Origin of the sequence: Allobranchiibius sp. GilTou73 (assembly GCF_021391335.1) — a bacterium.
Lineage (GTDB): Bacteria > Actinomycetota > Actinomycetes > Actinomycetales > Dermatophilaceae > Allobranchiibius > Allobranchiibius huperziae.
The window spans coordinates 983,594-996,978 of the sequence record NZ_CP090051.1; the positions used below are offsets into that span (position 1 = coordinate 983,594).

The 13,385-nt window shown below is 70.1% G+C and carries 14 protein-coding genes; 13 read left to right on the forward strand and 1 reads right to left on the reverse strand.

Features of this window, described 5'->3' with window-relative positions; all coding sequences use genetic code 11:
* Window positions 1–77: 77 nt before the first annotated feature.
* From LVQ62_RS04925 to LVQ62_RS04965, 9 genes are all read left to right on the forward strand, one after another.
* Window positions 78–1,580, forward strand: a complete 1,503-nt coding sequence (locus LVQ62_RS04925) for an NAD(P)/FAD-dependent oxidoreductase (RefSeq protein WP_304504475.1) — start codon at window positions 78–80, stop codon at window positions 1,578–1,580.
* Window positions 1,581–1,903: 323 nt separating this feature from the next.
* Window positions 1,904–3,154, forward strand: coding sequence for a glycosyltransferase family 4 protein (locus LVQ62_RS04930; RefSeq protein WP_233765843.1), 1,251 nt, complete (start codon window positions 1,904–1,906; stop codon window positions 3,152–3,154).
* On the forward strand, window positions 3,151–3,861 hold the full coding sequence (locus LVQ62_RS04935; protein ID WP_233765844.1) for a class I SAM-dependent methyltransferase: 711 nt from the start codon (window positions 3,151–3,153) through the stop codon (window positions 3,859–3,861). The genes LVQ62_RS04930 and LVQ62_RS04935 overlap by 4 nt, the downstream gene beginning before the upstream one ends.
* Window positions 3,858–4,919 carry a prenyltransferase gene (locus tag LVQ62_RS04940; protein ID WP_233765845.1) on the forward strand — a complete coding sequence of 354 codons (1,062 nt, stop codon included), beginning with the start codon at window positions 3,858–3,860 and terminating at the stop codon, window positions 4,917–4,919. The genes LVQ62_RS04935 and LVQ62_RS04940 overlap by 4 nt, the downstream gene beginning before the upstream one ends.
* Complete coding sequence (locus LVQ62_RS04945; RefSeq protein ID WP_233765846.1) at window positions 4,919–5,530, forward strand: class I SAM-dependent methyltransferase; 612 nt, start codon at window positions 4,919–4,921, stop codon at window positions 5,528–5,530. The genes LVQ62_RS04940 and LVQ62_RS04945 overlap by 1 nt, the downstream gene beginning before the upstream one ends.
* A gap of 106 nt (window positions 5,531–5,636) precedes the next feature.
* A complete protein-coding gene (locus LVQ62_RS04950; protein WP_233765847.1) occupies window positions 5,637–5,975 on the forward strand; it encodes a DUF2599 domain-containing protein in 339 nt (112 codons plus the stop codon).
* 31 nt (window positions 5,976–6,006) lie between these two features.
* Window positions 6,007–7,098, forward strand: coding sequence for a CaiB/BaiF CoA-transferase family protein (locus LVQ62_RS04955; RefSeq protein WP_233765848.1), 1,092 nt, complete (start codon window positions 6,007–6,009; stop codon window positions 7,096–7,098).
* Between the two features lie 76 nt (window positions 7,099–7,174).
* Window positions 7,175–7,726 carry a type 1 glutamine amidotransferase domain-containing protein gene (locus LVQ62_RS04960; RefSeq protein ID WP_233765849.1) on the forward strand — a complete coding sequence of 184 codons (552 nt, stop codon included), beginning with the start codon at window positions 7,175–7,177 and terminating at the stop codon, window positions 7,724–7,726.
* A 215-nt stretch (window positions 7,727–7,941) separates the two neighbouring features.
* Window positions 7,942–9,537 carry an APC family permease gene (locus LVQ62_RS04965; RefSeq protein ID WP_233765850.1) on the forward strand — a complete coding sequence of 532 codons (1,596 nt, stop codon included), beginning with the start codon at window positions 7,942–7,944 and terminating at the stop codon, window positions 9,535–9,537.
* 6 nt (window positions 9,538–9,543) lie between these two features.
* On the opposite strand, the gene trxA is transcribed toward LVQ62_RS04965, so the two are convergent.
* Entirely contained in the window at window positions 9,544–9,900 is a 357-nt protein-coding gene (gene trxA, locus LVQ62_RS04970) for a thioredoxin (RefSeq protein WP_233765851.1), read from the reverse strand.
* Between the two features lie 110 nt (window positions 9,901–10,010).
* Between trxA and LVQ62_RS04975 the strand changes: the two genes are divergently transcribed.
* The 4 genes from LVQ62_RS04975 (at window position 10,011) to LVQ62_RS04990 (ending at window position 13,381) form a co-directional block, all read left to right on the forward strand.
* Window positions 10,011–10,769 (forward strand): dienelactone hydrolase family protein, encoded by a 759-nt coding sequence (locus LVQ62_RS04975; RefSeq protein WP_233765852.1) that lies wholly within the window; start codon window positions 10,011–10,013, stop codon window positions 10,767–10,769.
* Window positions 10,770–10,778: 9 nt separating this feature from the next.
* Entirely contained in the window at window positions 10,779–11,393 is a 615-nt protein-coding gene (locus LVQ62_RS04980) for a nitroreductase family protein (RefSeq protein WP_179483254.1), read from the forward strand.
* 224 nt (window positions 11,394–11,617) lie between these two features.
* Window positions 11,618–12,067, forward strand: coding sequence for a cysteine dioxygenase family protein (locus tag LVQ62_RS04985; RefSeq protein WP_233765857.1), 450 nt, complete (start codon window positions 11,618–11,620; stop codon window positions 12,065–12,067).
* A 39-nt stretch (window positions 12,068–12,106) separates the two neighbouring features.
* The gene (locus tag LVQ62_RS04990) at window positions 12,107–13,381 is read left to right on the forward strand and encodes a low temperature requirement protein A (RefSeq protein WP_233765859.1); all 1,275 of its coding nucleotides are present in this window, start codon (window positions 12,107–12,109) and stop codon (window positions 13,379–13,381) included.
* The last annotated feature ends 4 nt before the right edge of the window (window positions 13,382–13,385 follow it).

Genomic DNA, 13,385 nt, shown 5'->3' on the forward strand with positions numbered 1-13,385 from the left:
GCGACCCCGGACGCGGGCGGTATTCGTCCCATATGGTTACCGGCAGGTAGTTACACAACAGCTGTAGTGGAGGATCGATGCCTGACCTGAAGGATCACTATGACGTCGTCGTGGTCGGCGCCGGTCTGTCCGGGATCGATGCCGGGTATCGGCTGCAGACGATGTGCCCCGGGAGGGACTACGTCATCCTGGAGGCGCGGCACGGGCTCGGAGGCACCTGGGACCTGTTCAAATACCCTGGCGTGCGGTCCGATTCGGACATGTACACCCTCGGTTTCCCGTTCGAGCCGTGGACCGGTGACAAGTCGATCGCGGACGCGGCCGACATCCTGGACTACCTCAAGTCGACGGCCGCCAAGTACGGCATCGACGACCACATCTCCTACGACTCCAAGCTGACCGACGCGGACTGGAGCAGCGAGGACGCCGTCTGGACCCTCACCGTGCAGACCGCGGGCGGCGCACGCGAGGTCACCGCGAACTTCGTCTACATGTGCTCGGGTTACTACAACTACGAGCAGGGCTACACGCCGGAATTCCCCGGCCGGGAGGACTTCACCGGGCAGGTGGTCCATCCGCAGTTCTGGCCCGAGGACCTGGACGTGAAGGGCAAGGACGTCGTCGTCATCGGGTCCGGCGCGACCGCGGTGACGCTCGTGCCCTCGCTGGTCGAGCTCGGTGCGCGCCCCACGATGCTGCAGCGCTCCCCGTCGTACGTCATCGCCCAGCCGGACCGCGACGGTTCGGCCGCCAAGCTGCGCAAGCGGTTGTCGGCCGAACGCGCGCACAGCATCACCCGCTGGCGGTACGTGCTGGCGACGCAGGGTTTCTACCAGTTCTGCCGCCGGATGCCGAAGACCGCGAAGAAGGCGCTGCGCAAGGCGACCGAGTCCCAGCTCAAGGGCAGCGGCGTGGGCCTCGAGAACTTCCAGCCGAAGTACAACCCGTGGGACGAGCGGCTCTGTGTGGTCCCGCGCGGCGACCTCTTCAAGGCGCTGCGGGAGCACACGGCCGACATCGTCACCGACACCATCGACCGGTGGACCCCCGAAGGCGTCAAGCTGTCGTCCGGGCGGGTGCTGCCCGCCGACATCATCGTCACCGCCACGGGGCTGAACATGCTGGCGGCCGGTGGCGCGCAGCTGACGGTCGACGGCGAGAAGGTCGACTTCGGCGAGCGCTACATCTACCGCGGGATGATGGTCGAGGGGGTGCCGAACGCCGCGATCTGCATCGGCTACACGAACGCGTCCTGGACGCTGCGGGCCGACCTGTCGGCCCAGTACTTCTGCAAGTTCGTCAACCACGTCAGCACGTCCGGATCGGCGTACGGGTACCCGACCGCCCACGAGGCGATGCGCAGCCGGCCGGCGATCGACCTGCAGTCGGGCTACGTGCAACGCTCCATCGCCGACTTCCCCAAGCAGGGCGACCGGCGACCGTGGTTCCTGCGGCAGAACTACGTGCTGGACAACCGCGACACCAAGCGGGCCGACCTGACGCAGGACATGACCTACGTGGCGGTGGGAGACGTGCGGACCCCGAACGGCGACCTGCACCCCTCCTCCGGCGCAGCGTGACCCGCGCAGCGCAGGTTGCGGCGCAGGGAGAAGTGCGTAGCGGAGGGTGTGGCCGAGCGCAGCGAGGTCCCGCCCGCAGCGAAGCGCGCCGACCGGAGCCGCCGAAGGCATCGCGGGTCGTGTTGGTCGCTAGCCGGCAGATGGCCGGCGCAGCGTGACCCGCACAGCGCAGGTTGCGGCGCAGGGAGAAGTGCGTAGCGGAGGGTGTGGCCGAGCGCAGCGAGGTCCCGCCCGCAGCGAAGCGCGCCGACCGGAGCCGCCGAAGGCATCGCGGGTCGTGTTGGTCGCTGCCCGGAGCCGGCAGATGGCGCCGGAGGTCTGACGTGCGGGTCGCGCTCTCGTCGTATCGCTCCAAGCCGCACTCCGGCGGCCAGGGCGTCTACGTGCGCAACCTGTCTCGGGAGCTGGTCGCGCTCGGGCACGACGTGCACGTCTTCAGCGGTCCGCCCTACCCGGATCTCGACCGCGGGGTGACGCTGACGCGGGTGCCGAGCCTGGACCTCTACCGGCACCCGGACCGGTTCCACCGCCCGCGGCCGTCCGAATTTCATTCGGATCTGGACGTGTTGGAGTACCTCACGATGTGCACGAGCGGGTTCCCCGAGCCGCGCATGTTCGGCGCCCGCCTCTCTCGGCTGCTGCGGGACCGGGTCGGCGAGTTCGACATCCTGCACGACAACCAGACGCTGGCCCCCGGCATCCTCGACCTGGAGCGTCGCGGCCTGCCGTTGCTCACGACCATCCACCACCCGATCAGTCGTGACCGGCGACTGGAGCTGGCGGCGGCGCGCGGTCTACAGCGGGTGACCAAGCGCCGTTGGTACGGCTTCGTGCAGATGCAGGCGAGGGTCGCGCGACGTAGCACCCACCTGCTGACCGTCTCCCACAACTCCGCCGCGGACATCGAGCAGGACTTCAAGGTGCCCGCCGAACGTCTCGCCGTGGTGCCGGTCGGTGTCGACGTCGCCACTTTCGTCCCGCCGACGCAGCCGCGCGTGCCGGGTCGGATCGTGACCATCGCCAGCGCCGATGTGCCGCTGAAGGGGCTCGACGTGCTGATCCGGGCCCTGGCCGGCGTGGACCCTGCGGCCTGGAGCGAGCTGGTCGTGGTCGGGCGCGCATCGGAGCGCACGAGCACGTCGCTGGCGCAGGCGGGTCTGCTGGACCGGGTGCACTTCCGCCACGATCTGAGCGACGCCGACCTCGCGGAGCTGCTCGCCTCCGCTGAGGTGCATGCCATTCCCTCTCTGTACGAAGGGTTCTCACTGCCCGCGGTCGAGGCGATGGCGTGCGGCACGCCGATCGTCGCGTCCAGCGTGGGAGCGCTGCCGGAGCTCGTCGGCACCGACGCCGGGGTGCTCGTCGAGGCGGGCGACGCGCCGGCGCTGGGACGGGCGCTGACCGACGTGCTCGCAGCGCCGGACCGGCGGTCCCGGATGGGTGCGGCCGGCCGCGCGCGGGCCGTGTCGACCTACAGCTGGCGCGCGGTGGCCGAGGCCACCGCGGCCGTCTACGAGCAGGTGCTCGCGGCCCGTCGTGCGCCGAGCCCCCGTGCCAAGGAGAATGCAGCATGATCACGATCAGGTTCGACACCTTCGACGTGCAGCCGGGGATGTCGTTCATCGACGTCGGCTGCGGCCAGGGCCGTCATTCCTACGAGGCGTACCGCCGCGGCGCGCGGGTCACGGCCTTCGACCTGAACGAGTCCGATCTCGCGGACGTCAAGACGATGTTCGGTGCCATGGAGGCCGAGGGCCAGGGCGGCCCGGGCGGATCCGCGGAGGTGCAGCACGGTGACGTGACGCAGATGCCCTTCGCGGACGACAGCTTCGACCGGGTGCTGGCCTCGGAGATCCTGGAGCACATCCCGGACGTCGACGTCGCGATCGGCGAGATCGCGCGCATCGTCAGACCCGGCGGACTGGTCGCCGTGACCGTGCCCCGCAACTGGCCCGAGCAGATCTGCTGGAAGCTGTCCGAGGAGTACCACGAGGTCGAGGGCGGTCACGTGCGCATCTTCAAGGCCACCGATCTCGTCCGGCGCCTCACCGCGGCCGGGCTCGAGCCGATCGGGCAGCACCACGCGCACGCCCTGCACTCGCCATACTGGTGGATCAAGTGCGCCTCCGGGACCGAGCGCGAGAACGCGCTCACGCGCGGCTACCACCGCCTGCTGGTGTGGGACATGATGCGGGCGCCCGCGGTGACCCGGGTCGCCGAGCGCGCGCTGAACCCCGTGATGGGCAAGAGCTTCGTGGTCTACCTGCGCAAGCCGGTATGACGCTCGCGCGCCTCGCGGTGCCCGGTGTCCTCTCGGCCGAACAGGTCGCGAGGACAGGGCAGTTCATCGTGCGCCAGCAGGCCCCCGACGGCGCGATCCCATGGTTCGTCGGCAGCCACCTGGACCCGTGGGACCACGTCGAGTCGGCGATGGGGCTGTCGGTGACGGGCCACCACGCAGGTGCGGTCGCGGCGTACGACTATCTGGCGCGCACTCAGCGGGCGGACGGTTCCTGGCCGATGGCGACGCGTGAGGGCCGCGTCGAGGAGGCCGCCGCCGATACCAACCAGTCTCTCTACGTGGCGACCGGGGTGTGGCACCACTACCTGGTGACCGGGCAGACCGACGTGCTGGCGCGCTTCTGGCCCACGGTCGAGCGGGCGGTGCGCTTCGCGCTGACGGCGATGCTGCCGTCCGGAGCGCTCGCGTGGGCGGTCTCCGAGGCGGGGGCCGTGCAGGACTTCGCGCTGGTGACCGGGAGTGCCAGCGCGGCGCAGTCGCTCGAGTGCGCGGTGCTGATCGCCGAACGGCTGGGCCACGATCGCACCGACTGGCGGTGGGCACGCGACGGCATCCACCGTGCGATGCGCGAGCGACCCGACGCGTTCGCCGACCGCGACCGCTACTCCATGGACTGGTACTACCCGGTGCTGTGCGGGATCGTCCGCGGCGCGGCGGGTCTGGCCCGACTCCAGCAGTCGTCCGACCGGTTCGTGTGGGACGGGCGCGGCTGTCGATGCGTCGCCGACGAGCCGTGGGTGACCGCTGCGGAGACGGCCGAGCTCATCGCCGCTCTGGACGCGCTCGGCGAGAACGCCGCGGCGACAGCGATGTTCGAACAGGTGCAGTTCTTGCGGGACGAGGAGTCCGGCGGTTACTGGACCGGCAAGAACATTCCCAACGACCAAGCCTACCCCATCGAGCAGACCGGCTGGTCGGCCGCCGCCATCCTGCTGGCCGCCGACGCGCTGACTCAGACGACGGGCGGCGCCGCCATCTTCCGCGATGCGGGATCCTGCCTCGTGCGGGACGGCGTCGCGGACGGGGCGGCCAGCTGATGGCCGTGCCACCGGACGTCGCGCAGCGCGTCGCGGAGATCACCGGCTTCCTGCCGGTCGACGAGGGCGCGGCGCTCTACGACGTGGCGTGCGCGGCCGGGCCGGGCACCTGGCTGGAGATCGGGACCTACTGCGGCAAGTCGACGTGCCTGCTGGGGAATGCCGCTCGGGTGGCGGGCGCGCGCCTCGTCACCGTCGACCACCACCACGGCTCGGAGGAGAACCAGCCCGGTTGGGAGTGGCACGACACCTCGATGGTCGACGCGCGCAGCGGCCGGTTGGACACGCTGCCGTACTTCAGGACGGTGCTCGACGAGCTGGACGACGTGTGCTCGGCCGTCGTGGCACGCACCGAGGTCGTCGCGCAGTGGTGGACAGCCCCGCTGCGGTTGCTCTTCCTCGACGGCAACCACACGGAGGAGACCGCGCAGCACGACTACCGCGCCTTCGCCCCGCACGTGGAGCAGGGCGGGCTGCTGCTGGTGCACGACGTCTTCCCCGACCCGGCCGACGGCGGCCAGGCGCCCTGGCACGTCGTCCAGGCCGCGCTCGCCCACGGTTTCGAGCAGATGGCCGAGCATGGTTCGCTCCGCGTGCTGCGTCGCCCTTAGCGCCGCGCTTCTCTCGGGCGCCGTGTCGCTCGCGGGGTGTTCGCGGGGTGCGGAAGGGACCGCGCAGTCGACCGCGGACTCAGCCCTGCCGACGCCCACCCCGGTCGTGACGACGCGGTCCGTCGGTCCCGCTCGCTCGCCGGCGTACGTCGCGCGGGTGCGGTGGGTGCCCGACTCGCGAGGTCGCAGCCTGCGGGTCTACCCGACCGCGGCGGCCCGGGCGACGCAGGAACCGAGTGCGCGGGCGGCCGCCTGGCAGCAGGTCGTGCGCCTCGCCCCGGCAGCCGACACGATCACCATGCGCGCCCAGTTCGACTGTCACTGGGACTACGCGCGCATCGCCGAGCCGTCGAAGCCGTCGTGGAATCTCGAGACCTGGCGACCGGTGGTCAGCGCGCAGACGATGTTCGACACCCGCTGCAACCCCGGTGGCGCCGAGGAGTGACCCATCCTCGAACGCCGATACCGTCGCCCGCATGAAGGGTGCCCTGGACGGACTGCTCATCGCCGACTTCGGGCGGGTGCTCGCCGGGCCGTACGCCACCATGCTGCTGGCCGATCTGGGCGCCGAGGTCGTCAAGATCGAACGCCCGGGCAGTGGCGACGACACCCGGCATTGGGGGCCGCCGTTCGACGCCGACGGGGTCGCGACCTACTTCCAGGCGGTCAACCGCAACAAGCGCAGTCTCGCCCTCGACCTGCGCGACGAGACCGACCGCGCGCAGGCGGCCGACCTCGTCTCCCGCGCGGACGTGGTGGTCGAGAACCTCCTGCCCGGCGGGATGGACCGGCTGGGGCTCGGGTACGACGACGTACGCGCGACGAACCCCGGCGTGGTCTATTGCAGCGTCACAGGATTCGGCCGGGACAGCTCGCTGCCCGGATACGACATCGTGGTGCAGGCCGTGGGCGGGCTGATGTCGATGACCGGCCCGCGGCCGGGGGAGCCGACCCGAGCCGGGGTGGCCGTGGTGGATGTGATCACCGGCCTGCACGCCGCGGTCGGCATCCTGGCGGCCCTGCGCCATCGCGACCGCACCGGCGAGGGGCAGCGGGTCGAGGTCGACCTGATGTCGTGCCTGCTGTCCAGCCTGGTGAACCAGTCCAGCGGCTACCTGCTCGCGGGCGCGGTCCCGCAGGCCATGGGCAACCGGCACCCGTCACTCGTCCCCTACGAGGTGTTCCAGGCGCGCGACAAGCCGATCGTCATCGCGTGCGGCAACGATCGCCAGTTCCGTTCCCTGGCAGAGGTGCTCGGTCAGCCGGACCTGGCCGACGACGAGCGTTACGCCACCAATCCGCAGCGGGTCGCACACCGCGAGGAGTTGGTCCCGGTCGTCAACGACCTGCTGGCCGCGGCGGACGCGCAGGACTGGTACGAGCGGATGTCCGCGGCCGGTGTGCCGGCCGGACCGGTCAACGACCTCGCCGAGGCGTTCGCGTACGCAGAAGGGGTGGGCCTGTCACCCATCGTGGAGTGTGCCGGGGTACGGCAGGTCGCCAACCCCATCGGCCTGTCCGCGACCCCCGCGACCTACCGCAGCGCGCCGCCCGCGCTGGGCGGTTGACGTCCGCCGGTTGGGTGACGAGCGCGTCGGGTAAGACTGGGACATCAGGAACGTCCCATCACCACGAGGGAGAGCCATGGCAGGCATCGAAGGCAAGAAGGTCCTCGCGATCGTCACCAACTACGGCATCGAGCAGGACGAGCTCGTCGTCCCGGTCGAGAAGCTGAAGGAGGCGGGCGCCAAGGTCACCATCGCCGCCGTCGAGAAGGACACCATCAAGACCCTGGTCGGCGACAAGGACCCAGGCAAGGACGTCGAGGCCGACATCGCCCTCTCGGACGCGGACGCCTCGGACTACGACGCGCTGCTGATCGCGGGCGGCACCATCAACGCCGACACGTTGCGGACCGAGGAGAAGGCCACCGATCTCGTGAAGGCGTTCACAGGCGCCGGCAAGATCATCGCGGCGATCTGCCACGCGCCGTGGGTGCTGGTCGAGGCGGGTGTGCTGCAGGGCAAGACCCTCACGTCGTTCGCCTCGGTGCAGACCGACGTGCGCAACGCCGGCGGCAGCTGGGTCGATGAGTCCGTCAAGGTCTGCCCGACCGCGGGCTGGACCCTGATCACCTCGCGCGACCCCGATGACCTCGGCGACTTCGTCCCGGCGATCGTCGACGCGCTCGGCTGACCGAACGCCGATCCGTCGTACCACCCGAGCACCCGCGTATCCCTGATACGCGGGTGCTGTGCGTCGGATACGCCGAGCGACCCGGCGCGAGGGTGCGGATTTCGTAGGTTTGCAACCGATCGGCATCGTTTTCCGCACATCAGGCTCGTTGTTCCATCGATTCGCTCGTCTGTGCCCTAGCTTGAGTGCGTTCACCGCTCGACGAGAGGCAGCCGATGACCAGCACCGCACCCCCCGCAGCGTCCGAATCCGCCGACAAGGGCCTCCGCGGAGGCGCCCTCGGGATCATCGCCAGCGTCGTCATCGGAGTGGCCTCGACCGCTCCGGCCTACAGCCTGGCGGCGACGCTCGGCTTCATCGTCGTAGGCGTCGGCCTGCAATCGCCGATCATCGTGATCCTGGCGTTCGTGCCGATGCTGTTCACGGCGATCGGCTACCAGGAGCTCAACAAGGCCGACCCGGACTGCGGTACGACGTTCACCTGGGCCACCAGGGCGTTCGGGCCGAAGACCGGCTGGCTCGGCGGCTGGGGCATCATCGCCGCCGACATCCTGGTGATGGCGAGCCTGGCGCAGGTGGCCGGCCAGTACGTCTTCCTCCTGGTCGGTGCCGACAGCATCGGGTCCAACCCCACCAGCGGCTGGGTGCTGCTCGTCGGGATCCTCTGGATCGTGATCATGACGGCGATCTGCTACATCGGGGTCGAACTCTCCGCCCGGTTGCAGCAGGTGCTGCTCACCGTCGAGCTGTTCGTGCTCCTGATCTTCTCCGTCGTCGCGCTGGCCCGGGTCTACACCGGTCACGGGGTCGCAAGCTCCATCCATCTGGACTGGTCGTGGTTCAACCCGATGCAGATCGACAGCTTCTCGACCTTCTTCCGCGGTCTGCTGCTGATGCTGTTCATCTACTGGGGCTGGGACAGCGCCGTCTCGGTCAACGAGGAGACCGCCGACCCGGGCCGTACGCCGGGCAGGGCCGCCATCATCTCGACGGTGATGCTGGTGGTCACCTACACGCTGGTCACCATCGCGGCACAGTCGTTCGCGGGGGTGGGCAGCAAGGGAATCGGGCTCGGCAACACCGACAATTCCAGCGATGTGATCTCGGTGCTGGGCAAGGCGGTCTTCGGCGCGGGCCACGTGGGCAGCATCATGTCGCACCTGCTGATCTTCATGGTCCTGACCTCCGCCGCCGCGTCGACGCAGACCACGATCCTGCCGACGGCCCGCACCGCGCTCTCGATGGGCGTCTACCGGGCGCTGCCACGACGGTTCGCCGACGTGCACCCTCGCTTCCGTACCCCCACGGTCGCCACGCTCGGCTTCGGCGGCATCTCGATCGTGCTCTACGCGATCCTCAACTACACCTCGAACGCCGCCGACGTCATCGCCGACTGCGTCACCGCTCTCGGCATGATGATCGCCTTCTACTACGGCCTGACCGGGTTCGCGTGTGCGTGGTACTACCGCAAGACGCTGGGCAACTCCGCGCGCGACCTGTGGATGCGCGGCATCATCCCCACCCTCGGCGGCATCATCATGTACTTCGCGCTGATCTGGAGCCTGCACGACGACTGGCTGAGCCCCGCGAAGGACACGGCCGCCAGCTATACCGGCTTCACGGTGCCCGGGTTGCACTGGGTGATCGGCGGGGCGTTCGTCCTGGGTGTCGGCACGATGATCGTCGGCGTGATCATCATGCTCGTGCTGATGATCACGATCCCGGCGTTCTTCCGGGGGAAGACCCTCAACCGGGACACCCCGACGCTCGTGCGCGACGAGCCCGAACTGGAACTCCCGCCGACCGTCTAGCAGCCCTCAGCTCTGGGCGAGCTTGGCGCGCACCTCGTCCATCTTCAGGGCACGCACCTGCTGGATCAGGTCCGACAACATGGGCTTGCTGAGCGCGCCGGGTTGCGCGAAGACCATCACGCCGTCACGGAAGGCCATCACCGTCGGGATGGAACTGATGTTGAGGGCCTGGCCGAGCGCCGGCTCGGCGTCGGTGTCGACCTTGGCGAAGGTGATGTCCTCGTGCTCCTCGGACGTCTGCTCGAAGATCGGGCCGAACTGCTTGCACGGGCCGCACCAGTCGGCCCAGAAGTCGACCAGCACGATGCCGTCGTTCTTGACGGCGTCGGTGAAGGTGTCGGTGGTCAGGGTCTGGGTGCTCATGAGCGCTCCTTGCGGTGTGTCGGTCTCTTGCTCACCCGGTTCAGCGCATGCGGGGCCCGGAAGATTCCAAGGGCCTGTCCTCGGCGCGTGGCGACCGCGATGATGGCGCCATGGCGACTCTTGCGCGGACCGGTTCACCCCTCGACGGCTGGACGAGGGCCGAGTACGACGCCGACGGGCGCACCCACGACATCTACCGCCGGGGCACCGGGCCGGGAGTCATCGTCATCCACGAGATCCCCGGGATGACCCCGGAGGTGATCGAGTTCGCCGACGAGGTCGTCGCGGCCGGGTGCACCGTGGTCATGCCCCATCTGTTCGGCGACCCGGGCCGCGAGCTGAGCGCCGGGTACGCCGCCGCGATCGTTCCGCAGCTGTGTGTCAGCAAGGAGTTCACGACGTTCGCGACGGGCCGGACCAGCCCGATCGCCGGGTGGCTGCGGTCACTGTCCCGCTCGCTGCACGACGAGCTCGGCGGACCCGGTGTCGGCGTGGTCGGCATGTGCTTCACCGGCGGTTTCGCGCTCGCGATGATGGTGGACGACTCGGTCGCGGCGCCGGTCGTGGCCCAGCCCTCCACGCCGTTCGCCATCGGCAGACGCCGCTCGGCCGACCTGGCGCTCAGCCCGGACGATCTCGCGGCGGTCAAGGCGCGGGCGGCCGGAGGCTGCCCGGTGCTGGGGCTGCGGTACGCCGGCGACCGGGCGACCGGCACCCGCTTCGCGACCCTGCATCGCGAGCTGGGGGACGCGTTCACCGCCGTGGAGTTCCCCGGCTCCAAGCACGCAACCCTCACCGCACACCGTCAGCAGGAGGGCGTCGACGCGGTGCTGGCGTTCCTGCGCCGGCGCCTCGAAGTGGACGCCTAGGCTTCTGCGATGACGGCCTCCCCGACCTCGCCGCAGATCCTGGATCTCCTGCGCGAGCGCAGATCGCCCTCCGTCTTCGACCCGACGTACGAGCTGTCCGACGAGCAGCTCGCCTCCCTGCTGGAGGCGGCTCGCTGGTCCCCGTCGAACGGCAACGCGCAGCCGTGGGCGTTCGTGGTCGCTCGGCGCGGCGACGCGGCCCATGAGGTCCTGGTGGGCTCGCTCAGCCGCGGCAACTCGGGGTGGGTCCCGCCCGCCAGTGCCGTGTTGGTGACCGCGGCCCGGACGACCCCGGAGCGCAAGCCCGCGCTCGCCGACTACGCGCGGTACGACCTCGGCCAGGCTGTCGCACACCTGTGCGTCCAGGCCGCGTCGATGGGGCTGGGCGTGCACCAGTTCGGCGGATTCGACCATGAGGCGCTGGCCGCGGCGTACGAGGTGCCGGACGAGTGGAGCATCGTCTCGGGCATCGCCGTCGGGCGGCCCTGGCCGGTGCGCGAACGCTCGGGTGTGGATCCCTCCACCGCCGAGCGCGAGCTGCGGGAGCGGCATCGCAAACCCTTCTCGGAGTTCGCCTTCGGGAGCCGGTTCGGCGAGCCGCTGCCGCTGCATCCGCACGACTGAGATCCGCGGTCAGCCGGAAGAGACAGCGTTCGCACAGCGAAACTATTTGTCGCTGCCAGCCCCGCCGTGATGTAGTGAAGCCATGTTCCACACAGCCATTCATCAGCCGATGCGCCGCACCGCGCGCTCGGCGATGTGGCATCGCTGTCGCGCCTGAACCCACCCGTTCACTCGTCCGACAGCCCGCCGGCCCGTCCGGCGCCCTTCCCGTCCGGAGACACCAGATGACAGCCTCCTTAGGCATCCGCACGTTCAGCGACGAGCAGTTGCTGCGCATCACCCGGCTCTTCGCCGGCAACGACGACCTGCTGACCCGCGTCGACCCCGACGCGACCGAGCGGGTGCGCATCGAGCTGGACACCACCGCCTACCTCGAGGTGTGGCTCATGGTGTGGCCGTCGGGTACGACGACCGGCTGGCACGACCACGGCGGCGCCAGCGGCGCGTTCCACGTGGTCCGCGGAGGCCTCACCCAGGAGACGTGGCGCGGCGGCCGGCTCACCGAGAGCGATCTGCGCGAGGGCGACGAGTACAGCTTCACCCCGGGCCTGGTGCACAACATGATCAACATCGGCGACGATCTGGCGCTCACCGTGCACGCGTACTCACCGGGCCTGTCGGAGATGACCCCGCACGTATGGCGTGCCGGTCGCCCGGAGCCGATCATCACCTGAGCCACCGCCTCGTACTGCGGTCGCTGCCACACTGACCCGATGACCGAGGCGAGGACCTTCGGCGTCCGGGTGGCGCGGGCCCACCCGCTCGCCCGGATGACCGGGCGCGACCCCGACGAACGCGAGCGGGTCTCCTCACCGCTGGAGCTGCTCTTCGATCTGACCTTCGTGATCGCGGTCGGCAACGCCGCGGGGTACCTCGCCACGAGCATCGACGAGAGCCACCTGCTCACCGGCCTGTGCGCGTTCGTGATGGCGATGTTCGCGACGGCGCTGGCGTGGATCAACTTCACCTGGTTCGCCTCGGCGTTCGACACCGACGACTGGCTCTACCGGATCCTCACGATGGTGCAGATGATCGGGGTGGTCGTCCTCGCCCTCGGGATCCCGCGGCTTTTCGAGTCGGTCACCCGCGAAGGGTCCTTCCATGGCACCGGAGTGGTCGCCGGCTACGTCGTGATGCGGGTCGCGTTGGTGGCGCAGTGGGTTCGGGCAGGGCGACAATCGGCCACCGAGCGCTCCAAGGCCCGCCACTACGCCCTCTTGATCGTCCTGGCGCAGGTGTGCTGGGTCGTCTTCGCGCTGCTCGCGCCGCCCTGGACCGTCGCCGGACCCGTCTTCGTGATCCTCGGCCTGCTCGAGGTGGCGATCCCGGTGCTGGTCGAGCGGCGCTCGGTCACGCCGTGGCACCCCGCTCACATCGCCGAGCGCTACGGGCTCTTCACGATCATCACCCTGGGGGAGGCGGTGGTCGGGACGGTCGCGTCCTCGTCGCTCGCGCTGCACCGGCCGGGCGTCGCCGGGTGGACGTGGCAGGCGGTCGCGGTCGTCGTGGCGGGCATCGGCCTCACCTTCGCGATGTGGTGGATCTACTTCGCCGCAGACGTGGCCGGGCAGTTGCGCAGGCGGCCGGCCGGGCAGTTCGTCTTCGGCTACGGCCACGTGCCGCTCTTCGCCGCCATCGCCGCGACGGGCGCCGGCCTGCACGTGGCCGGCTCGCAGCTCGCCGCGCGTGCCGGTGGCGACGGGCATGAAGCCGTCGGCAAGACCACCGCGCTCGCGGTCGTGGCCGTCCCGGTGGCCGTCTTCCTGGTGGCGGTCTGGGCGGTCCGGGCCTACCTCCTCGGATCCACCGCGGGCGACGTCGCCCTGCTTGCCCTCAGCCTCGCCGTCCTGCTGGTCGCGGTGGCGCTGGCGGTGGCGCACGTGGATCTCGCGGCGTGCGTGCTGGTGGTGATGCTGTCGCCGTTCGTCACCGTGGCCGGTATCGAGATGCCGGGCGTCCGACCCGGGCGGAGGGCCTTCGTAGGGTAAGCGC

Bases quoted from the DNA above. Each gene is read 5' to 3' on its own strand.
- LVQ62_RS04925 (WP_304504475.1), top strand. From the start codon at position 78: ATGCCTGACCTGAAGGATCACTATGACGTCGTCGTGGTCGGCGCCGGT.
- LVQ62_RS04935 (WP_233765844.1), top strand. From the start codon at position 3,151: ATGATCACGATCAGGTTCGACACCTTCGACGTGCAGCCGGGGATGTCG.
- LVQ62_RS04940 (WP_233765845.1), top strand. From the start codon at position 3,858: ATGACGCTCGCGCGCCTCGCGGTGCCCGGTGTCCTCTCGGCCGAACAG.
- LVQ62_RS04945 (WP_233765846.1), top strand. From the start codon at position 4,919: ATGGCCGTGCCACCGGACGTCGCGCAGCGCGTCGCGGAGATCACCGGC.
- LVQ62_RS04955 (WP_233765848.1), top strand. From the start codon at position 6,007: ATGAAGGGTGCCCTGGACGGACTGCTCATCGCCGACTTCGGGCGGGTG.
- LVQ62_RS04960 (WP_233765849.1), top strand. From the start codon at position 7,175: ATGGCAGGCATCGAAGGCAAGAAGGTCCTCGCGATCGTCACCAACTAC.
- LVQ62_RS04965 (WP_233765850.1), top strand. From the start codon at position 7,942: ATGACCAGCACCGCACCCCCCGCAGCGTCCGAATCCGCCGACAAGGGC.
- trxA (WP_233765851.1), bottom strand. From the start codon at position 9,900: ATGAGCACCCAGACCCTGACCACCGACACCTTCACCGACGCCGTCAAG.
- LVQ62_RS04975 (WP_233765852.1), top strand. From the start codon at position 10,011: ATGGCGACTCTTGCGCGGACCGGTTCACCCCTCGACGGCTGGACGAGG.
- LVQ62_RS04980 (WP_179483254.1), top strand. From the start codon at position 10,779: ATGACGGCCTCCCCGACCTCGCCGCAGATCCTGGATCTCCTGCGCGAG.
- LVQ62_RS04985 (WP_233765857.1), top strand. From the start codon at position 11,618: ATGACAGCCTCCTTAGGCATCCGCACGTTCAGCGACGAGCAGTTGCTG.
- LVQ62_RS04990 (WP_233765859.1), top strand. From the start codon at position 12,107: ATGACCGAGGCGAGGACCTTCGGCGTCCGGGTGGCGCGGGCCCACCCG.